At 69.4% G+C, this 18824-nt stretch carries 23 protein-coding genes; 12 read left to right on the forward strand and 11 right to left on the reverse strand.

Annotation, left to right across the window (positions count from 1 at the left end; all coding sequences use genetic code 11):
• Positions 1-50: 50 nt before the first annotated feature.
• Positions 51-365 carry a potassium transporter Trk gene (locus ACIPYT_RS06625; protein WP_401071839.1) on the forward strand — a complete coding sequence of 105 codons (315 nt, stop codon included), beginning with the start codon at positions 51-53 and terminating at the stop codon, positions 363-365.
• Positions 366-395: 30 nt separating this feature from the next.
• Here the strand turns inward: ACIPYT_RS06625 and ACIPYT_RS06630 are convergent, their stop codons facing one another.
• On the reverse strand, positions 396-1022 hold the full coding sequence (locus ACIPYT_RS06630; RefSeq protein WP_401071841.1) for a zinc-binding alcohol dehydrogenase: 627 nt from the start codon (positions 1020-1022) through the stop codon (positions 396-398).
• Positions 1023-1084: 62 nt separating this feature from the next.
• On the opposite strand from ACIPYT_RS06630, the gene purM reads away from it, so the two are divergent.
• The 3 genes from purM to ACIPYT_RS06645 are packed head-to-tail and all read left to right on the forward strand — an operon-like array spanning position 1085 to position 4977.
• Positions 1085-2200, forward strand: coding sequence for a phosphoribosylformylglycinamidine cyclo-ligase (gene purM, locus ACIPYT_RS06635; RefSeq protein WP_401071843.1), 1116 nt, complete (start codon positions 1085-1087; stop codon positions 2198-2200).
• Positions 2201-2206: 6 nt separating this feature from the next.
• A complete protein-coding gene (purF, locus tag ACIPYT_RS06640) occupies positions 2207-3679 on the forward strand; it encodes an amidophosphoribosyltransferase (RefSeq protein WP_401071845.1) in 1473 nt (490 codons plus the stop codon).
• Entirely contained in the window at positions 3652-4977 is a 1326-nt protein-coding gene (locus ACIPYT_RS06645) for a CynX/NimT family MFS transporter (protein WP_401071847.1), read from the forward strand. Before purF ends, ACIPYT_RS06645 begins: the two co-directional genes overlap by 28 nt.
• A gap of 15 nt (positions 4978-4992) precedes the next feature.
• Here ACIPYT_RS06645 and ACIPYT_RS06650 read toward each other — a convergent pair whose 3' ends face one another.
• Together ACIPYT_RS06650 and ACIPYT_RS06655 are read right to left on the reverse strand one after the other, a co-directional pair.
• Positions 4993-5808, reverse strand: a complete 816-nt coding sequence (locus tag ACIPYT_RS06650) for an MOSC domain-containing protein (RefSeq protein WP_401071849.1) — start codon at positions 5806-5808, stop codon at positions 4993-4995.
• 92 nt (positions 5809-5900) lie between these two features.
• A complete protein-coding gene (locus ACIPYT_RS06655) occupies positions 5901-6089 on the reverse strand; it encodes a DUF3073 domain-containing protein (RefSeq protein WP_050723254.1) in 189 nt (62 codons plus the stop codon).
• Between the two features lie 150 nt (positions 6090-6239).
• Here ACIPYT_RS06655 and ACIPYT_RS06660 point away from each other — a divergent pair, with 150 nt between their 5' ends.
• Positions 6240-6782: a universal stress protein gene (locus ACIPYT_RS06660; protein ID WP_401071851.1), complete on the forward strand. Its 543-nt coding sequence runs from the start codon at positions 6240-6242 to the stop codon at positions 6780-6782.
• Positions 6783-6881: 99 nt separating this feature from the next.
• Here the strand turns inward: ACIPYT_RS06660 and ACIPYT_RS06665 are convergent, their stop codons facing one another.
• The 7 genes from ACIPYT_RS06665 to ACIPYT_RS06695 form a co-directional block, all read right to left on the reverse strand.
• A complete protein-coding gene (locus ACIPYT_RS06665; RefSeq protein WP_401071853.1) occupies positions 6882-7508 on the reverse strand; it encodes a PadR family transcriptional regulator in 627 nt (208 codons plus the stop codon).
• Positions 7505-8347 carry a DUF4097 family beta strand repeat-containing protein gene (locus ACIPYT_RS06670; RefSeq protein ID WP_401071855.1) on the reverse strand — a complete coding sequence of 281 codons (843 nt, stop codon included), beginning with the start codon at positions 8345-8347 and terminating at the stop codon, positions 7505-7507. Before ACIPYT_RS06670 ends, ACIPYT_RS06665 begins: the two co-directional genes overlap by 4 nt.
• 87 nt (positions 8348-8434) lie before the next feature.
• Positions 8435-8980, reverse strand: coding sequence for a hypothetical protein (locus ACIPYT_RS06675; protein WP_401071857.1), 546 nt, complete (start codon positions 8978-8980; stop codon positions 8435-8437).
• A 33-nt stretch (positions 8981-9013) separates the two neighbouring features.
• Complete coding sequence (locus ACIPYT_RS06680) at positions 9014-9352, reverse strand: hypothetical protein (protein ID WP_401071859.1); 339 nt, start codon at positions 9350-9352, stop codon at positions 9014-9016.
• The gene (locus ACIPYT_RS06685) at positions 9336-10757 is read right to left on the reverse strand and encodes a hypothetical protein (protein ID WP_401071861.1); all 1422 of its coding nucleotides are present in this window, start codon (positions 10755-10757) and stop codon (positions 9336-9338) included. Before ACIPYT_RS06685 ends, ACIPYT_RS06680 begins: the two co-directional genes overlap by 17 nt.
• Positions 10754-11464, reverse strand: a complete 711-nt coding sequence (locus ACIPYT_RS06690; protein WP_401071863.1) for an ATP-binding cassette domain-containing protein — start codon at positions 11462-11464, stop codon at positions 10754-10756. The genes ACIPYT_RS06685 and ACIPYT_RS06690 overlap by 4 nt, the downstream gene beginning before the upstream one ends.
• A gap of 77 nt (positions 11465-11541) precedes the next feature.
• Entirely contained in the window at positions 11542-11784 is a 243-nt protein-coding gene (locus ACIPYT_RS06695) for a hypothetical protein (protein ID WP_401071865.1), read from the reverse strand.
• Between the two features lie 183 nt (positions 11785-11967).
• Here ACIPYT_RS06695 and ACIPYT_RS06700 point away from each other — a divergent pair, with 183 nt between their 5' ends.
• The 4 genes from ACIPYT_RS06700 (at position 11968) to ACIPYT_RS06715 (ending at position 14940) form a co-directional block, all read left to right on the forward strand.
• Entirely contained in the window at positions 11968-12756 is a 789-nt protein-coding gene (locus tag ACIPYT_RS06700) for a MerR family transcriptional regulator (RefSeq protein WP_401071867.1), read from the forward strand.
• Positions 12757-12933: 177 nt separating this feature from the next.
• Entirely contained in the window at positions 12934-13308 is a 375-nt protein-coding gene (locus ACIPYT_RS06705) for a hypothetical protein (RefSeq protein WP_401071869.1), read from the forward strand.
• A 4-nt stretch (positions 13309-13312) separates the two neighbouring features.
• Positions 13313-14125 (forward strand): nitroreductase family protein, encoded by an 813-nt coding sequence (locus ACIPYT_RS06710; protein WP_401071871.1) that lies wholly within the window; start codon positions 13313-13315, stop codon positions 14123-14125.
• 125 nt (positions 14126-14250) lie between these two features.
• Entirely contained in the window at positions 14251-14940 is a 690-nt protein-coding gene (locus ACIPYT_RS06715; RefSeq protein ID WP_401071873.1) for a hypothetical protein, read from the forward strand.
• 3 nt (positions 14941-14943) lie between these two features.
• Here the strand turns inward: ACIPYT_RS06715 and ACIPYT_RS06720 are convergent, their stop codons facing one another.
• Complete coding sequence (locus tag ACIPYT_RS06720) at positions 14944-16470, reverse strand: FAD-dependent oxidoreductase (protein ID WP_401071875.1); 1527 nt, start codon at positions 16468-16470, stop codon at positions 14944-14946.
• A 97-nt stretch (positions 16471-16567) separates the two neighbouring features.
• On the opposite strand from ACIPYT_RS06720, the gene ACIPYT_RS06725 reads away from it, so the two are divergent.
• The 3 genes from ACIPYT_RS06725 (at position 16568) to ACIPYT_RS06735 (ending at position 18817) form a co-directional block, all read left to right on the forward strand.
• On the forward strand, positions 16568-16957 hold the full coding sequence (locus ACIPYT_RS06725) for a fluoride efflux transporter FluC (protein ID WP_401071877.1): 390 nt from the start codon (positions 16568-16570) through the stop codon (positions 16955-16957).
• Entirely contained in the window at positions 16954-17313 is a 360-nt protein-coding gene (locus ACIPYT_RS06730) for a fluoride efflux transporter FluC (RefSeq protein ID WP_401071879.1), read from the forward strand. The genes ACIPYT_RS06725 and ACIPYT_RS06730 overlap by 4 nt, the downstream gene beginning before the upstream one ends.
• Before the next feature lie 232 nt (positions 17314-17545).
• Positions 17546-18817, forward strand: coding sequence for an ABC transporter substrate-binding protein (locus ACIPYT_RS06735; RefSeq protein ID WP_401071881.1), 1272 nt, complete (start codon positions 17546-17548; stop codon positions 18815-18817).
• Positions 18818-18824 lie beyond the last annotated feature (7 nt).

Consider the following 18824-nt stretch of genomic DNA (forward strand, 5'->3'; position numbering starts at 1 on the left):
CCGGCACGGACCCGGCAACGCCGCGCCGCTATCGGTGGGACAATGGACGCATGTCCTCCCACGATTCCTCTGAGACGGTCGAGGCGACCGTCCGCCGTGTGCCGCGTTTCGGCGTGTTCATGGGCATCGGTGTCGTGCTCGGCATCGTCGTCGCCGGCATCCTGACTCTCGTGGGCAGTTACGAGCCGTCGGTCGCCGTCGACGTCGTCTACCCTCCCGGGCAGGTGTTCGGCTTCCTGCTGCTGTGGACCGTGCCGATCGGCCTCGCGCTCGGCGGCGTCGTCGCGCTCGTCATCGAGCGCGTCATTCGGCGCCACGACCGCGTCGTGCGCGTCGAGCACGAGACCGTCATCGAGAGCGACTGACCTCGACCCCGCACACGGCGGCACGCGCGCTTAGGCGAGCTCGGCGATGATCGGCCGGATGGCGGCGTCGAACGACACGACGTCGCGCCGCAGGCCGTCGGTCACCGCGACCGTGAGGGCGCCGATCCACCAGATGCCGCGCTGCGAGAACGGCAGCACCTGCACGTTGAGCTCGAACGAGTGCGCGCGGCGGCCGATGTCGCGCTCGAACTCCGCGATCGCGCTCGCGTAGGCGCGGTAGGCCTCGCCGTCGGTCGTGCCGGAGCGGTTGCCCATCGAACTGCGGATCGACGACACGTAGCGGTCGTGTGCGGCCTTCGCGTAGCGCACCGACGACGCGGCGTGCGGGGCGATCGCCTCGGAGAGCTGCTCCGCCCCGGACGCGGGGAGCGCCACGAGCGTGTCGAAGCCGTCGACGAGCTCCAACGGCACACCGGAGTGGTGGGCGCGCGGCTCGACGGTCATGTCCCAGTAGTCCCGCCACTGCTTCTCGAGGGCGGGCGTCGCCTCGGCGGCATCGGGGGCCCGCACCGGGAGGTCGCGCAGCGACGGGAGGTCCTGCGGGGCGCGGATGCCGAGCGCCTGACGCAGCGCGAGCGCCACCAGCACGGGGACGCTCGCGTCCTCGCGGATGAGCCACTGCGGCTTGTCGGCCATGGCCCCATCGTAGGAGATGCCGCGCGGGGATCGGAGGGCGCGGCGAGCGGTAGGCTGGACGCGTGGCTGCCTCCCCCACCAATCCCTATTCCGAAGCCGGCGTCGACACCGCTGCAGGCGATCTCGCGGTCGAGCTGATGAAGTCGTCCGTGCGCGCGACGCACGGACCCGAAGTGCTCGGCGGCGTCGGCGGATTCGCCGGCCTGTTCGACGCGAGCGCCCTCCGCGACTTCCGGCGCCCGCTCCTCGCGACCAGCACCGACGGCGTCGGCACCAAGGTCGCGATCGCGCAGGCGATCGACAAGCACGACACGATCGGGCAGGACCTGGTCGGCATGGTCGTCGACGACATCGTGGTGGTGGGCGCGAAGCCCCTCTTCATGACCGACTACATCGCGTGCGGCAAGGTCGTGCCGCAGCGCATCGCCGACATCGTGCGTGGCATCGCCGAGGCGTGCTCCGCGACCGGCACCGCGCTGGTCGGCGGCGAGACCGCCGAGCACCCGGGTCTGCTCGGCCCCCGCGACTACGACGTCGCCGGCGCAGCGACCGGAGTGGTCGAGGCCGATGCGATCCTGGGCGCGGAGCGCGTGCAGGACGGCGACGCCGTGCTCGCGGTGGCGTCCAGCGGACTCCACTCCAACGGCTATTCGCTCGTGCGCCACATCGTCACGAACGCCGGCATCGGCTACGGCGACAACGCCGCCGACTTCGGCACGACGTGGGGCGAGGCCCTGCTCGAGCCGACGCGTCTGTACACACTGCCTCTGCTGCGTCTCATCTCGGCGCTCGACGGTGGCGTGCACTCCCTCAGCCACGTGACCGGAGGCGGCATCGCCGCGAACCTCGCCCGTGTGCTGCCGCAGGGCAGTTGGGCCGAGGTCGACCGCAGCACGTGGTCGCCGAGCCCGGTCTTCCGTGTGCTCAGCGACATCGCGGGCTCGACGCTCGAGTCGGCGGAGGGCACCTGGAACCTCGGCATCGGATTCCTGGCGATCGTCTCGGCCGAGAAGAAGGATGCCGCGATCGCCGCGCTCGAGGCCGAGGGCATGCCCGCGTGGCAGGTCGGCACCGTGGGCTTCGGCCCGCGTCCCGACGGCGAGTTCGAGCAGGGCGCCAAGGGCGTCGACGGCGGAGCGGTGCGCCTCGTGGGCGCCTACGCGGACGGAGCGAAGTAACACCCCATGTGCGGCATCGTCGGAATGGTGGGGGCAGCCCCGGTCAATCAGGACATCTACGACGCTCTCCTCCTGCTGCAGCACCGCGGCCAGGATGCGACGGGCATCGCCACGGCAGAGGCCAACGGCGTCATGCACAACGCGAAGGCGCAGGGCATGGTGCGCGAGGCGTTCCGCACCCGCGACATGCGCGGTCTGCTCGGCAACGTCGGCCTCGGCCACGTGCGCTACGCGACCAAGGGCACCGCGTCGAGCGAGGAGGAGATGCAGCCGTTCTACGTGAACGCACCGTACGGCATCATCCTCATCCACAACGGCAACCTCACGAACACGCGGGAGCTCACGGCCGACATGGCCCAGCGCGACCGCCGCCACCTGAACTCGTCGAGCGACACCGAACTGCTGCTCAACGTGCTCGCGGGCGAGCTGCAGAACACCACGTCGACCGTCGATCTCGACCCCGAGCGCATCTTCGAGGCCGTCGCCCGTACGCACGAGCGCATCGAGGGTGCGTACGCGGTGATCGCCGTGATCGCCGGCTACGGTCTGCTCGCGTTCCGCGACCCGTTCGGCATCCGTCCTCTCATCCTCGGCCGTCGTCCCTCGACCGCGCCCGGTGCCGAGGGGCGTGACGAGTGGGTCGTGGCGAGCGAGTCGCTGGTGCTCGAGAACGGCGACTACGACATCGTCCGCGAGGTCGAGCCCGGCGAGGCCGTGTTCATCACGAACGACGGCGAGCTGCACACCGCGCAGTGCGCGACGGATGCCACGCTCGCCCCGTGCGCGTTCGAGTACGTGTACCTCGCGCGGCCCGACTCGATCATGAACGGCATCTCGGTGTACGAGTCGCGTCTGCGCATGGGCGACCGGCTGGCCGACACGATCGCCAAGCACGTGCCGATGGACAAGATCGACGTCGTCATGCCGATCCCCGATTCCTCGCGCCCCGCCGCGATGGAGGTCGCCCGCAAGCTCGGCATCGAGTACCGCGAGGGCTTCTACAAGAACCGCTACGTCGGCCGCACCTTCATCATGCCCGGCCAGGCCGTGCGCAAGAAGAGCGTGCGCCAGAAGCTCAACGCCATGTCGACCGAGTTCCAGGGCAAGAACGTGCTGCTGATCGACGACTCGATCGTGCGCGGCACGACGTCGAAGCAGATCATCCAGATGGCACGGGATGCCGGTGCCATCTCGGTCACGTTCGCCTCGGCGGCGCCGCCCGTGCGGCATCCTCACGTCTACGGCATCAACATGCCCTCGCGTCATGAGCTGATCGCACACGGTCGCACGATCCCCGAGATCGCGGAGGAGCTGGGCTGCGATCACCTCGTGTACCAGGAGGTCGACGACCTCAAGGCCGCGATCACGGAGGGCTCGGCCCTCGACGACCTCGACATGAGCTGCTTCGACGGCCGGTACGTCACCGGCACGGTCTCCGACGAGTACCTCGCGTGGGTGGAGGGGTCGCAGACCTCGTGACCGCGGGTGCGCAGCCGCTGTGGCGGGGGCGTGCCCTCGCGCTGATCGGCATCGTGCTGGTCGCCTTCTCGCTGCGCTCGGCCGTGGCGTCGCTGTCGCCCGTGATCGACCACGTGGCGGAGGACTTCCCGGTGTCGTCGGTCGTCGCCGGTCTCATCGGCGCCGCCCCGCCCGTGTGCTTCGCGGTGTTCGGTCTGCTCACTCCGTTCTTCGAGCGGCGTTTCGGCCTCGAGCGCATCGCCGTCGCCGCGATCGCCCTCATCGCGGCGGGGCTCCTGCTGCGCGGCTTCTCGGTCGACGCGACCACGCTGCTGGCCTCGACGATCGTCGTGTTCGCGGGTGTCGGCTCCGGCAACGTGCTGCTCCCGCCGCTCGTGAAAAAGTACTTCCCCGACCGGCTCGGCGTCATGATGACCGTCTACTCGACCATGATGGCCGTGTCGACGTTCGTACCGCCGCTCGTCGCGGTTCCCCTCGCCGACTCCGCGGGCTGGCGCGTGTCGCTCGGCCTGTGGGGTGTGTTCGCCGCGATCGCGCTCGTCCCGTGGGTCGTCATGCTCGTCACCGGCCGCACCGACGGGCCGGTGCTGACCCCGCCGATCGTGAAGCCCTCGATCGAGGCGCTCGAGAACCCCGATCCCGCGACGGTGTCGACCGGGCCCATCGTGACCCGACCGGCCAACCCGCGTGTGTTCGGCCGGTTGTGGCGTCTGCCGATGGCGTGGGCGGTCGCTCTCGTGTTCGGCACCTCGTCGACGCTGGCGTACGTGTCGTTCGCCTGGCTACCCGCGATCCTCATCGAGGTCGGGGGCGTCTCTGCGGCCGACGCCGGTCTGCTGCTGTCGCTGTTCGCGCTCATGGGCCTGCCGTGCTCGCTGATCGTGCCGCTGCTCATCGTGCGCCTCCACGCGACGCGCCCGGTGTTCTTCGTCGGCATCGTCGCGGGGCTCGCCGGCCTCGCCGGACTCCTGTTCGCGCCGACCGTCGCGCTGCCGTTGTGGGTGGCGCTGTTCGGGCTCGGCCCGATCCTGTTCCCGCTGAGTCTCGTGCTGCTCAGCATCCGGGCGCGCACTCCCGAGAGCGCGGTGGCTCTGAGCGGCTTCGCGCAGAGCATCGGCTACGCGGTCGCGGCCGTGTTCCCGTTCCTGGTCGGCCTGCTGCACGAGACGACCGGCGGATGGCAGGTGCCGTTGTGGCTGCTCGTCGGCATCCTCGTCGCGGCCATCCCCGCCGGGTGGATCGCCGGTCGCCGACGCACCATCGAAGAGGACTGGGAGCGCCGGTACGGTCGCTGGTGAGCGGGACGCCGCCCGTCAGCCCACCCGTACCTCGTCGCCGACGCGGATGACGCCTCCCTGCCAGGAGATGTCGGCCGGCGGCGGCCCGGGGAGCAGCAGACGACCGAGCGTCGGCTCCTCCTGCGCGAACGAGCCCGTCAGGGTCGTGAGCACCTTCGCGTCTCGTTCACCCGTGTCGGGGTTCGCGTGCGTCGCGAGGCAGCGCACGATGGGGCCGGCCGTGCGGAACGTCAGCTCGCCGATCTGCACCTCGCCGTCCCAGTCGAGCTCCGACCAGGGCCCGGCGCCGTCGATCACGATGTTCGACCGGAAGCGCCGGTCGTCGATCGGCGCGTCGAGGGCCGCCCCCAGGGCGTCGACGCTGCCGCGGGTGTGGAGCGAGGCGTAGCCGCGGGCCCGGTCTTGGAACCGGCTCGTCCGCCCGTCTCCGACGAGTACGAGCGGGAGCCGACCGGGTCGTCCGAGACGACGCGCGTCGGTGCTCGCGAGGACGTAGTCGGTCACGGCGGCGACGAGCTCGTCGCGGCCGGTGTCGTCGATCACGGCATCCGCGAGGAGAGTGCCGTCGTGCTCGATCCGCACCCGGTGTTCGGCGTCGTCGTACCGCAGACGCAGCGCGGCGATGGTCGGGAAGTCCTGCAGCGAGAGGCCCTTGGCTTTGGGCCAGTGATCGAGGCCGTCACGGTGCTCGGGAGCGGCGGCGTCGGCGAACCGGAAAGCGAGCACCCGATCGCCCGCGACGCGGCCGTCGGGCTGGACCGTCAGCGTCTCGACCCGCTCGGGGGTGAAGCCCTTGACGGGGTGACGGTAGAGCGCGACGACGTGAGCCATGTCCCGATCCTCTCAGAGGTCTTCACGCGGATCGCGCCGGGCATGACGAAACCCCCGTGCGGTGCACGGGGGAGACGAGGAACCAGAGGCGGTCAGGCCTTCTCTAGTTCGTCCTCGTCTTCGTCGGCGTACTCGTCTGCCCACTTGTCGACGTACTCGTTCTCCGAGTCGCTCGGGTGACCGAGTTCGCGCTCGAGCGCCGAGTAGTTGACGGACGGACTGAATGACTTCAGTTCGCGGGCGATTTTGGTGTGCTTCGCCTTCTGACGGCCACGGCCCATGCCAGAGACCCCCTCACGAGTTGAGCTGCGGGCTAGCTGGGGCCCGATGCATTCACGACACCGGCGCGAAGCCGGTAAGAGTAGCATTCAGAATAGCACGCGGCTAGGCCGCACTGCCTGACAGCAGCACCGTGAAGGGAGCGATCTTCCATGACCGATGACACCTCCACTCCTTCCGATGAGGCGGCTCAGAACGCCACGCTGCAGAAAGCGGTGATCGTCGGCATCCAGCCGGGGCAGAGTTCGCACGTGATCCACGAGGCGGCGCGGTTCGCGAGACTGCTGCGGGTGCCGCTCGTGGTCGTGCACGTCGATGTCACGCGGTTCGTGACGTACGAGGATCCTGACGGATACGTGCATTCCGCGCCGATCGACATCAACTTCGACGCGGGGACGGCCGAGTTCGAGGCCGTGCAGTCCGAGGCCGCCGCGGCGCTCGACGGCACCGGCCTGACCTGGACCGCGAGGCAACTCGTCGGCGATCCCGCGCTCGCGATCAAGCAGCTCGCGAACAAGCTCGACGCGCAGCTCATCGTGGTCGGCACGCGCAAGCGCGGCATCGGCGAGTCGATCAGGGAGTTCTTCACCGGATCGGTGGCCGCGAGGCTGGCGCACCGACAGCATCGCTCGGTGCTCGTCGTGCCTCTCGAGGAGCCCGTGCCCGACACTCAGCCCGAGATCTGGACCGAGTAGCGCCGCGTTTCGTCTCGTCGCTGCGCTCCTCGCTCAACGACCGAGGTGCGTCCCCTGGTCGTTGAGCGAGCGAAGCGAGACGAAACGCGCCACCCGGGCTCAGCGCGACAGCGACGACAGGGCCACCGTGATGCCGCGGGCTGCGGCATCCAGTCCGGCCTCGAGCTCTGTGACGACGGATGCCGGCAGGCGGCCGCCCTGGGCGACGTGCGTGCGCAGGTCGGTGCGCACCCGCGCGCGGAACGCGTTGATCACGGCATCCGCACGGTGCATCTCCTCACGACTGACGATGCGCTCGTCGTCGTTCGGGGTGCGGGGCCGGGCCTTGGATGCCGCGCGGTCGTCCTTCTCGGCCGAGGCGAGGTCGGCGCGGAGGCTTCTCATCGCCTCTTTGACGCTCTGGCGCACCTCGTTGGCGATCAGCCGCACGGAGTCGGAGAGTCCTGCCTCGATGCCGGCGAGGTCGCCCTCGCGCGATGCGAGCTCGGCGCGTCCGGCATCCGTGATCGCGTAGATCGTGGTGCGGCCGTCGGCGGTCTTGGAGACCAGGCCCTCCTCCTCGAGCTTCGCGAGCCGCGGGTAGATCGTGCCGGCGCTCGGGGTGTACGTGCCTCCGGTGCGGTCGGTGAGCGCCTGGATGATGCCGTATCCGTGCTGCGGCGCCTCGGCGAGCAGCGACAGCAGGTACAGGCGCAGGTCGCCGTGGGAGAACACCGCGGGGCTCATGCGTCCTCCCACTCGGGGTCGTTCTCGATGGATGCGGGCGTGCGGCGCAGCACCGTGACACCGCCCGAGACGGAATTCGCCCGGAGGTCGACGAAGCGGCCGGCGAGCTCTCCGGTCGAGCCCGTGTAGTTGCTGGGGCCCGACGACGAGCGCTGGATGCCGTCGATGAGCAGGCGTCCGCTGAGCGAGCGCACCACGTAGTTCGCGGCGAGCGACTCGTCGAGACGCACCGTGATGCCGCCGGACACGGAGTTGACGTTGATGGTGTTCACGTCGCCGGCGGCGTCGACAAGCGTCGCGCCCGACACGGTGTCGACCGTGGCCTTGCGCACCGTACCCGTGACGGCGACGTCGCCCGAGACGCTGTTCGCGCTGATCGAGCCGGTGAGGCCGCGCACCTGCACGTCGCCCGACACCGAGTTCACCGTGAGGTCGCCGATCAGGGTGTCGACGATGAGGTCGCCCGAGACCGTGTTGAGGCGGGCGTCGTTGCGGATGCCGGAGACGAGCGCACCGGCGCTCACGACACCGAGGTTGAGGGCGATCGAGCGGGGGACCGCGACGCTGACCTCGGCCTTGGGGCCGCCGGAGCCGAAGTTGCGGAAGACCTCGAGGAAGTTGTCCCAGCCGAGCTGCGGGTGGTCGATCTCGACCTCGCCGTCGTGGGACTCGATGCGGAGGTCCTTGGTGGTAACCCCGTGCACCTCGATGCGGATGCCAGGTTCGTCGTGCGCGATGACGTCGACCTGACCGCCGACCAGGCCGATCTTCAGCCGGCTGACGTTCTCGATGTCGACGACGCGTTCTTCGCCGGGGGCGATGAGCCACTTCTCGGTCATGTCTGTTCTCCTGTGTGGTGGGACCGTGTTGAGACGGATCACGATATATCGTGTCCGAGAAGAGTAACACGATATATCTCGAATGTGTCAAGGGGTGTGATCCTCATCGCCCGCCGAGAGGTGCCCGCGATGTCGCAGGATACCGCGCGACGCCGTCACCGCGGCGCGGCCGTCGCCGAACGCCGGCAGCAGGAAGACCGCGTGCGCGATGTACCAGCCGTGCAGGTGCAGGTCGGCCGCGCCGACCCACAGCGCCGCGCCGACGATGACGCAGATGCCGGGTCCGGCGACGGCCGCAGTGAGCGTCTCCGCCGGACGGAGGTCGCCGTGCGGGCTGATCGACAGGCGCCAGATCCCGCGCTCCAACGTGAGCGCGGTCACTCCGCGGGAGCGACTCAGTGCCACGAGATGGCCGAGCTCGTGCACCACGAAGGACGCCCACACGCCGGCCGCGTAATGCACCGCCACGGTGACGGCCGACGACACGATCGCCGACTGCCCCATGGCCATTCCGAGCGCCGTCGTGCCCGCGACGAGTGCCGCGAACACGAGGTGCACCGGCCATCCGGCCAGCAGCAGCCACCGGCAGAGGTGCGGGACGCGGACGGGTGCGGGCGTGCGGACGGACCACACCTCACACACCCCTGTGCATCGCGCTGCTTGCGGTCACACGTCGCGTGGAGCGATCGTACGGTCGGCGCCGGCCAGCAGTTGCCGCTTCCTCTCCAGCAGTGCATCGTGGGTCGCGAACACCGCGAGGATCAGCCCCGTCACGACCACGACGCTGAGGATGAGGGGCAGTGGCTGCGCGATCCCCGCGCCGAGCTGCGTCGTGCCGTCGAGGCTCTGCTGCACCTCGACGAACACCGCGCCGAAGAATCCGAGGCGGCGGCCCTCGGCATCCCCCTCGGCGAACATGAGCCAGATGGCCGTGGCGACGGCGCCACCCGCGGTCGCGACGAGCGCTCCGACGGCGGCGATCGAGGTCCTAAACAACCACTTCATGTCGAGCGGTCCTTTCTATCCGATCCATCCCGGTGATGGAGAGAACGACGGCGAGCAATGTCAGCGCGAGCATGAGACCGGCCGTGAACGGAGCGGGGAGACCCAGGAGGTTGCTGCCCAGGGTGATCGTCCCGACGGCGAGGCCGGCGATCGCGATGCCGGCGATCACCGAGAACGGGTTGCCCTTCTCCGGTGGGAAGGCGATCCCGGCGAGTGTCAGGACCACGATGTTCGAGACGGCGAAGCCGAGGACCGCGAGGATCTCGTCACATCGGGCCCCGGTCAGCGCGGACATCGCGCAGACCGGCACCGCGACGAGTGCGAGCGTGACGATCTGCGGACCGAGCATCAGCAGGTAGCGAACGGCAGGGGCGTGCCGTCGAGGTCCGGATGCACGGATCGGCTCGGTGGCGACGTAGGCGTAGACGGACTGCACGCCGACGGCGAGCAGGAGCACGGGCGGGAGCCGGACGTCGGCGAGGAGCAGGGCGTACGACCCGGCGACGGCGATGCCGCACACCGTGATGGTCTCGATGGCGCGAAGGTGTGCGGCGAGATAGCCCGAGAACTCGGAGCCGCCGAGAAGACGCGGCAGGATCACGAAACGGCGGCTCGGGTCGAACTGTCGGGGGGCCGTCGCACAGACCGCGCAGACGAGCACGACCATCACCGTGAGCCAGGCGGCGGTCGCGACGATCGGGCCGAGAGTCGCGGCGATGTCGGCGAACACGAGTTGCGGCGCGAACGTGGGCGGCCCTTGACCGACCGCGGCGAACAGCACCGGCTCTGCCTGCGACGACACCCCGACGGACACGGCCGCGAGGGTGGCGGCCAGGATCACCGGCACGAGGAAGGCGCGCAGCCGTGCAAGTCGTGCGCGCATCAGCAGTCGCTCGATCGCGAGGTGATAGATGCTCGCGAGGAGGTACGCGACCGCGGCCGGCATCACGAGACAGGCGAGGATGTCGCCGATCACGCCGACCCCGCCGATCGACACCGTGCCCGCGATCAGCGCACCCAGAGTCATCGTGACGCCGATCCCGACGATCATCGCCTCGAACAGCAGGAACCCGAGGGTGCGAGCACGGTTCGTGAGCGGGAATGAGAAGGTGAGCTCCACGAGGTCGCTCGATCGCAGGAACAGTACGCGGACGACGGTGAACAGGGTGAGGACCCAGAGCGGCGTCGACGTGCCGACCACGCGGAGCAGCGGTCGCAGGTGCGCGGGATCCTCGATGAGCTGACCCAGGGTGACCACTCCGAACGCGCAGAAGCCGAGGAACGCGCCGAGCGCGAGGGCCAGGAGGAACCATCGGATGCCGCGGGAGCGGAGGACGCCCCGGCGGAGTACCCGCCTGACGAGGAAGACCGCGAGGAAGCGGGCAAGCTGGAACGACGGGGTCATGTCGCGGCCGTCGGTCGCGACAGGTCGATCGCGTGTCTCACGAGGGCGGCGACCGACCCGTAGCCCGCACGGAGGCGGTCCATCGGCAGGTCGAACACGATCTCCCCGTGGCACAGCACGATGATGCGGTCGCACACCGCTTCCAGCAATCGGAAGTCATGACTGCACAGCAGCAGAGCGCGGGAGGAGTCGAGCGCCCCGGCATCCGTCTCGAACTCGAAGAGGGCGTCGACGTCGACGCCGTTGAGCGTCTCATCGATCACGGTGAGCGGTCGGTCGAGGAGGAGCGTCGCGACGAGCTGGATCTTCTTCCGCATCCCGTGGGAGTAGTCCTCGATCAGGTCGCCGGCCCGGGAGGTCAGCTGGTATCGCGAGAGCAGGTCGTCGAGGCGGGCGGGGTCCGGCCGGTGGTGGTAGAGGCGATGCAGGAGATCGATGTACTCGACGCCCGTGAGGAACTGCGGCAGGTTGTCGTTGCTGGCGATGTAGGCCAACTGCTCCCGCGACGTGCGATCACGGTGCGGGCGGCCGGCGATGCGGATGCCGCCGTCGCCGATCTGCAGGAGATCGGCGACGAGACGAATCAGTGTCGACTTGCCGGAGCCGTTCGGTCCCACCAAGCCCACCCGCTCGCCGCGCTCGACGGCGAAGGAGACATCGCGGAGCACCGGTGCGCGCTTCGAGTACGCGAACGAGAGGGACGACACCTCGAGGAGGCTCGCGGTGGCAGGTGAATCGGTACCGCTTCCGCGCATCGACGTCGATGCGCGGAAGCGGCGAGGGGTCAGACGCATTCGATCCACACGGACACGCCGCTCTTGCCCCACTTCCAGTTCCCGGTGAACTTTCGACCCCCGTTCGAGAAGAAGCACCACATCGCCAGCGCGGCGAGGAACGCGACACCGAACACGAGGATCGCCGCGATCACCACCAGCCACCAGGCGTCCAGCCGCAGGATCGCCTCATCGAGTGCATCCTGTGCCCGTCGCTTCACGAGGGTCGGCTCGACCATTGCCATCAGGGACATATACCCACCTCCGTCTTGTCGTTGAGACACCGAGAATGACATGCGTATGGGGCGTTTGACTAGTCAAATGACTGCATAATACCGACATCTGATTTAGGACCAGAGAACAGGGCTTGACATTGACGTAACGTCAACCTTTACCGTGGAGTCATCGAACGACGGACGCCACGGAAGGAGGCGATGATGACCGGTCGGGACTGGTCGATCCAGGAGATCGCACGCCTCGCAGGAACCACCAGCAGAACGCTGCGTCACTACGACGACATCGGTCTGCTCACGCCCACGCGCATCGCGCACAACGGCTACCGGCACTACGACGAGTCCGCCCTCGTGCGGCTGCAGCGCATCCTGTTGCTGCGCGACCTCGGGCTCGGGCTGCCGCAGATCGCGGAGGTGCTGAGGCCCGCCGCGGGGGAGGTCGCCGAGGCGTCCGCCCTCGAGACCCACCTCGCGCTGCTGCGCGAGGAGCAGAGTCGACTGGCGCGGCAGATCGCGTCGGTCGAGAACACCATCACGGCATTGAGAGGAGGTGAAGAACTCATGGCAGAGAACATGTTCGACGGCTTCGACCACACGCAGTACAAGGACGAGGTCGAGCAGCGCTGGGGCCGCCAGGCCTACGCCGACGGCGACCGCTGGTGGCGGGGGATGACGGATGCCGAGCGCGCCGAGTGGCAGCAGCGTGTGTCCGACCTCGGTCGCGACTGGATCGCCGCCGCGGAGAGCGGTGTCGACCCGGCATCCGCAGACGCTCAGGCGATCGCTCGTCGTCACGTCGAGTGGCTGACCGGCATCCCCGGCACCCCGGCATCCGTGCCCGGCGGTGACGTCAAGGCATACGTGATCGGGCTCGGCGAGATGTACGTCGCCGACCCGCGCTTTGGCGCGAACTACGCGACGTCCGCCGGTGGCACGCAGGGCGCCGAGTTCGTGCGCGATGCGCTCCGCGTCTACGCCGACGCGCACCTGTAAGGTGACGCGTTTCGTCTCGTCGCTCCGCTCCTCGCTCAACGACCGGGGGTGCGGCCCCTGGTCGTTGAGCGAGCGAAGCGAGACGAAACGCGCCGCCCTCCGCCCGAACCCGTACCGAACACGCGCACGCGCCGCAAGAGCCGAGCCGGATGCGGCACCCGGGCGTAGGGTCGTGCCATGACCCACCGCCGGGAGCGCACGAACGCGGCACCGCTGTTCGTCGCGGCCGCCGTCGCATACGGTGCGAACGCCGCGCTCGGCACCGCCGTCGCCACCCGGGTCGTCGACACGCGGAACTTCCGCTGGGTGCACCACGCGCTCTACATCGCGACCTGCGCCCTGACCGTCGCCGCCGTGAGCGCCGCGGTCTGGGCTCGACCGCGGCGTGCGAGTCGCCGTGCCGCGGCATCCCTCGCCCCGTCGCTCGCGCCGCTCGCGGCCATCCCGTACCTCGGCACGCACACGCGCCGGCATCCGCTCACGGCGCTCGCCGCGGCGCCCTTCGTCGTCGCGGGCCTCGTGAGCGCGCGCATCCCCTCCGACCGGAAGTGAACGCATGGAACTGCTCGATGTCATCCGCCGCCGCAAGACCACGAACGGCCCGTTCCTGCCCGATCCGGTGTCGGAGGAGCATCAGCGCATCCTGCTCGAGGCGGCGGGCCGTGCGCCCTCGCAGCTGAACAGCCAGCCGTGGCGGTTCGTCGTGATCGAAGACCGCGGCACGATCGACCGCATCGCGCGCATCTCGGGCGAGAGCATGACCGAGGCGATGTCGAACGGCACGTTCTTCGAGCGCTACAAGCCGTACTTCCGCTTCAGCCAGGCCGAGATGGAGGAGAAGCGCAGCGGGATGCTGTTCGACAAGCTCCCCGCGGCGCTCCGGCCGTTCACGAGCCAGGTGTTCACGAAGCGCGGGCAGAAGCTCATGAACACGTTCGGCGTGCCGAAGACCCTCGGCGAGGAGAACCACAAGCTCGTGGCGGGGTCGCCGCTGCTGCTCGGCGTCATGCTCGACCGCAGCGAGTACCGCCCGGGGCAGCTGTCGTCGTTCTACTCCGTGTTCAGCATGGGCGCCGCGATGGAGAACGTGTGGCTCACGACGGTCGAGCTCGGGATGGGCATCCAGTTCATCTCGTTCCCCATGGAGGTTCCCGGCCGGTGGGAGGAGATCATCGACCTGCTGCACGTGCCCGACGACCTCGAGCTCATGGCCGTCTACCGGCTCGGATACCTGCCTCCCGAGCAGCGCCGCCCCGCGATCGACTGGTCGAGCCACCAGCGCAAGCTCGCGTCGCAGTACGTGTTCCGCGAGACCTGCGAGACCCCGCAGCAGGGATGGGACGAGCCGCCCGCCGACGCGCAGCGCTGAGTATCGGAACACTGGAGTATCTCTCGGGGCCCCTTCTCGATAAGCGATCTCGCGTGATATAAAGGAGCTCTTGTTCCCCGCCGTCTCCGGATTGGCGGGGATTTTTCTACCTGGGGTAGTTCGCTGTGTTGAATGCCGCCGTCATCATCGACTATCAGAACGTCCATCTCACTGCCCACGATGTCTTCAACCCGCGTGGGGATCGCCATGACTCGCTTATCCATCCGGTGCAATTCGCGCGTCGGTCTCTCGTCGAACGAAATGCGCGGCAACGTGATGGCTTCCCGCACGCGGCACTTGCCTGCGTCCGTGTGTTCCGTGGCCTGCCGCACGTCGATCATGACTGGGAGCAGAATCGTCGGTGCCTCGATCAGCAGCGACAGTGGTCGAACGACGGCGCGATCGTCGAACTCCGCGATCTCAAGTACCGGTACCGGTCCGGAGCGAACGGCCGCCCGATAGTAGACGTGCATGGCAAGAAGGAGCCGGAAGGCCGCGGGCAGGAGAAGGGGATCGACGTTCTGTGCGCCCTCGCCGCCATCCACGAGTCGGAGCGGACCGACATCGATCTCGTCATTCTCGCCAGTCGCGACACAGACCTGGTTCCGGTGCTCGATGAACTGCATGACAGGCGGCATCGCGATCCGGAACGATACGGCAGGATCGAGACAGTCGCGTGGTTCAACCCCCGTCATGAGGAGGAAGGCACCAAGTCCGGCGGCAGCCTACGGCCGACCCCGCCTCGCCGGATCTGGAACACGAATCTCGGACGCGATGCATATGACGCGTCGATCGATCGGAATGACTACCGCTGAACGTCAGCCGTCGCTAGTGCGGGGCAGCGCCTTCAGGTCGCGGAGCGCCGGACCTTCGATGCGGGTGCCGTCGGCGGTGAAGCGCGAAGCGTGCAGGGAGCAGTCCCAGGAGCAGTCGGCGTCGTTCCAGGCGAGCACCCCGCCCAGGTGCGGGCACACCGCGTCGACGGCCCGGGTGACGCCGCCGACGGTCGAGATGCCGACGGGGCGGCCGCCGCGGTGCGCGACGACGCCTTCTCCCTCAGCGGGCGCGGCGACCGGCACGGGCCGGGTCTCGGCATCCATCCAGCCGGTCGTGGCGGCGGTCGCGACCTTCAGGCCCTCGGTGGCGCCGCGCGCGAGGTCGGCGGGCACCGTGAGGCGCGTGCCGATCTTCACCATCCACCCCGGTCGGTCGCGCCAGTGCGCTCCGAGGATCTCGGCCGTGAGGCGCAGTGCGGCGGCCGGCGCGTTCGACAGGCCCCACTTGCCGTAGCCCGTCGCGAAGCGCACGGCACCGAGCCCGCGCGGCATCGCGCCCACGAAGGGCAGGAGGTTGTGCGACTCGTAGTCCTGCGCCGACCAGCGATGCGTCTCCTCGGCTCCGGGGAAGAACCGCTGCGTCCAGGCGATGAGGTCGTCGACGGCGGCACGTTCGCCGTCGGAGCGCCCGACCGGATGCCCGTTGCCGCCGACGACGAGGGTCGAGCCGTCGTCCGGGCCGTCCGCGCGCGAGACCGGACGGATCGACCGCGTCGGATCGTCGGCCGAGATGAAGGTCGCCGACGGGGTGTCGCCCGGCACACGGAACGACACGCAGTACGACCGCAGCCCCCGCGTCTTGGCGAAGTACAGTCCGCGGTCGGTGATCGGCGTGCCGGTCGCGAGCACGATGTGGTCGGCGAACAGCGCTCCGGCTGCGGTCGTCACGTGCGCGTCGGGCAGGGCATGGGTCGCCGTGACCCGGATGCCGGTGTGCAGCGTGCCCCCGGCAGCGATGAACTCCTGTGCGAGGGCGACGCATACCTGCATCGGGTCGATCGTCACCTGATCGTCGAGCGCCACTGCGCCGGCCGCCGGGAACGCTTCCGACAGCTCGCCGCCCGTCAGCATCCGTGTCGGGAGTCCGGCCTCGCGCGCCGCCGCATGCTGGGCCCGCACGGATTCGAGACCGGCCGCGGTCTGCGCGTAGGTGTGGTCGGTGCGGCGCTCGTAGGTGACCTGCGCGTGGTCGGCGAACTCGAGCAGCCACTCCATGCCGGCGAGATTGGCGTCGACGTACGCCTGCACGAGCGACGCCGGATGATGGCGCCGGATCACCGCGAGCCGGGTTCCCTGCAGGGCCGACAGCTTGCCCGTGTTGCCGCCCGTCGCGAGCTCGCCGACCCCGCCCGCGTCGACCACTGCGACGTCGAGACCCGCTCGAGCGAGCATGACCGCGGTCGTGAGTCCCGTGATCCCGGCGCCGACCACGATCGCGTCGTGGCGGCCTCCCGGCTCGAACGGCGTACCGACGGGCGGGGTGCGGCCGACCTTCCACAGCGGATGCATGGCGTCCATCCTCGTCCTCTCTGCGGTCGAGAACACCCGGTTGACAGGATCCCCGCGGAGGAGAAGGCGCGCCGAGACGCAGGGCTAGAGTGGCCGGGTGACCTTCCGCCGCCTGCTCCTCGTCTTCCTCGGGGGCACCGTCGGCACGGCGGCACGGCTCGCGCTGGGCCTGTGGATCCCGGATGCCGGCGGCTTCCCCATCGCGACGTTCACCGTGAACATCGTGGGGTCGTTCCTGATCGGTCTCCTCGCCGCGCGACTGCCGTCGACGACCGACCTGCGGGTGCTGCTCGGTACCGGCGTGCTCGGTGGGTTCACGACGTACAGCGCGTTCATGACCGGCACTGTGGGGCTCTGGGAGGCGGCGCCCGCGCTCGCCGTGGTCTACGCGGTCGCGAGTCTCGTGCTCGGTCTCGCCGCCGCCGCGCTCGGTCTGCGGCTCGGACGTGCGCGCAGCGCGGGCTCGATGCCGGAGGCCGCGTCATGAGCTCGTTGCTGTTCCTCGGGGCAGCGCTCGCCGGAGGGGTGGGAGCCGCTCTCCGGTACGCCGTCGACATCGGGGTCGGGTCGCTCGTCGGCCGACGCTTCCCCTGGGGCATCTTCATCGTGAACCTCACCGGCTCCTTCGCGCTCGGGCTCGTCACGACGGCGCTGCCCGACGAGGCCTTCCTGCTCGGGGCGGGGCTGCTCGGGGGGTATACGACCTTCAGCACCGCGATGCTCGACACGGTGGCGCTGTGGCGCGACGGCGAGCGCCCGGCATCCGTCTTCAACGCGGTGGGGATGCTGGTGCTCGGCCTGGTCGCGGCCGCGCTCGGGATGCTGCTCGGCGCGCAGTTCTGACGCGCCGGCGGCCTGCGGCCGGCCGCAGGCCCGCCGCCGACGGAGCATGTTCCCGTCGAGTCGGCCACTTCCGTGCGTCGGTAAGTGGGTGCGTCGGCGTGAACATGCTCCCTCGCGAACGCGATGCTTGCGCAGCCCGGGGTCGCCGGGTTAGTCTCCTTGCTAATCGTTTAACTGTTAATCGTTTAACACCCCGATTCCCCTCACGCACCACCTGTCGAAGGAGACACCGATGCCCCGCACCTCCCGCCGCGTCCTCGGCGCTTTCGCCGCCTCTGCGGTCGCCGTCCTCGCGCTCAGCGCCTGCTCGTCCTCCGCGGGCGGCGACGCCTCCTCCGGCGGTGACGTGACCCTCAGCTACGCGATCTGGGACGAGAACCAGAAGCCCGCGATGGAGGAGATCGCCGCCGCGTTCGAGAAGGAGAACCCGAACGTCACGATCGACATCCAGGTCACGCCGTACAAGGAGTACTTCACCAAGCTGCAGACCGCAGCGACCGGAGGATCCGCCGCCGACGTGTTCTGGATGAACGGCCCGAACTTCCAGCTCTACGCCGCGAACGGCCAGCTCGCCCCGCTCGACGATGCGGGAGTGGATGCCGCCGACTACCCCGAGGGCCTGATCGACCTCTACACGTACGACGGGAAACTGTACGGCGCCCCGAAGGACTTCGACACCGTCGCGGTCTGGTACAACAAGGAGCTCTTCGACGCGGCCGGCGTCGCCTACCCTTCCGCCGGCTGGACGTGGGACGATTTCACCGCCGCGGCCGCGGCGCTCACCGATCCCGCGACCGGTCAGTACGGCGTCGCCGCGAGCCAGTACGGCCAGGAGAACTTCTACGACTCGATCGCCCAGGCGGGCGGCGAGGTCATCTCGGCCGACGGCACGAAGACCGGCTATGACAGCCCCGAGGCGCTCGAGGGCATCGAGCTGTGGACCGACCTCATCGCGGCGGGGTCCTCGCCCACCGCACAGCAGATGACCGACACCAACCCCGAGGACATGTTCCTCTCGGGCAAGGTCGCGATGTTCCAGAACGGCTCCTGGGCGGCGATCGCCTACGGGGGCAACGCCGACATCGCCGACAAGGTCGACGTCGCACCCCTTCCGGCCGGGCCCGAGGGCAACCAGAGCGTGATCCACGGCGTCGGCAACGTCGCCAACGCGAAGAGCGCGCACCTGGCCGAGGCGAAGGCGTTCGCGGCGTTCGCGAGCGGCGAGCAGGCCGCGAAGATCCAGGCCGAGACCGGCACGGTGATCCCCGCCTTCGACGGCACGCAGGACGCCTGGGTCGACGCCCTGCCGCAGTACGACCTGCAGGTCTACATCGACGCGCTCGACACCGCGGTGCCCTACCCCGTGTCGACCAACACCTCGGCGTGGACGAGCATCGAGAGCGAGGTGCTGTCGCAGGTCTGGTCGGGCGCGGTCACGCCGAAGGCGGGCCTGAAAGACCTCGCCGAGAAGATGCAGGCGGCGCTGGACGCCGAGCAGAAGTGACCCTCTC

The sequence above is a fragment of the Microbacterium sp. NPDC089695 genome, assembly GCF_044749085.1.
Taxonomy (GTDB): domain Bacteria; phylum Actinomycetota; class Actinomycetes; order Actinomycetales; family Microbacteriaceae; genus Microbacterium.

Coding starts and splice junctions, on each gene's coding strand:
- ACIPYT_RS06685 (WP_401071861.1), bottom strand. CDS start 10,757: ATGACCCCGTCGTTCCAGCTTGCCCGCTTCCTCGCGGTCTTCCTCGTC.
- purF (WP_401071845.1), top strand. CDS start 2,207: ATGTGCGGCATCGTCGGAATGGTGGGGGCAGCCCCGGTCAATCAGGAC.
- ACIPYT_RS06680 (WP_401071859.1), bottom strand. CDS start 9,352: ATGAAGTGGTTGTTTAGGACCTCGATCGCCGCCGTCGGAGCGCTCGTC.
- ACIPYT_RS06670 (WP_401071855.1), bottom strand. CDS start 8,347: ATGACCGAGAAGTGGCTCATCGCCCCCGGCGAAGAACGCGTCGTCGAC.
- ACIPYT_RS06705 (WP_401071869.1), top strand. CDS start 12,934: ATGACCCACCGCCGGGAGCGCACGAACGCGGCACCGCTGTTCGTCGCG.
- ACIPYT_RS06695 (WP_401071865.1), bottom strand. CDS start 11,784: ATGTCCCTGATGGCAATGGTCGAGCCGACCCTCGTGAAGCGACGGGCA.
- ACIPYT_RS06650 (WP_401071849.1), bottom strand. CDS start 5,808: ATGGCTCACGTCGTCGCGCTCTACCGTCACCCCGTCAAGGGCTTCACC.
- ACIPYT_RS06710 (WP_401071871.1), top strand. CDS start 13,313: ATGGAACTGCTCGATGTCATCCGCCGCCGCAAGACCACGAACGGCCCG.
- ACIPYT_RS06660 (WP_401071851.1), top strand. CDS start 6,240: ATGACCGATGACACCTCCACTCCTTCCGATGAGGCGGCTCAGAACGCC.
- ACIPYT_RS06665 (WP_401071853.1), bottom strand. CDS start 7,508: ATGAGCCCCGCGGTGTTCTCCCACGGCGACCTGCGCCTGTACCTGCTG.
- ACIPYT_RS06630 (WP_401071841.1), bottom strand. CDS start 1,022: ATGGCCGACAAGCCGCAGTGGCTCATCCGCGAGGACGCGAGCGTCCCC.
- ACIPYT_RS06625 (WP_401071839.1), top strand. CDS start 51: ATGTCCTCCCACGATTCCTCTGAGACGGTCGAGGCGACCGTCCGCCGT.
- ACIPYT_RS06700 (WP_401071867.1), top strand. CDS start 11,968: ATGACCGGTCGGGACTGGTCGATCCAGGAGATCGCACGCCTCGCAGGA.
- ACIPYT_RS06735 (WP_401071881.1), top strand. CDS start 17,546: ATGCCCCGCACCTCCCGCCGCGTCCTCGGCGCTTTCGCCGCCTCTGCG.
- ACIPYT_RS06720 (WP_401071875.1), bottom strand. CDS start 16,470: ATGCATCCGCTGTGGAAGGTCGGCCGCACCCCGCCCGTCGGTACGCCG.
- ACIPYT_RS06655 (WP_050723254.1), bottom strand. CDS start 6,089: ATGGGCCGTGGCCGTCAGAAGGCGAAGCACACCAAAATCGCCCGCGAA.
- ACIPYT_RS06730 (WP_401071879.1), top strand. CDS start 16,954: ATGAGCTCGTTGCTGTTCCTCGGGGCAGCGCTCGCCGGAGGGGTGGGA.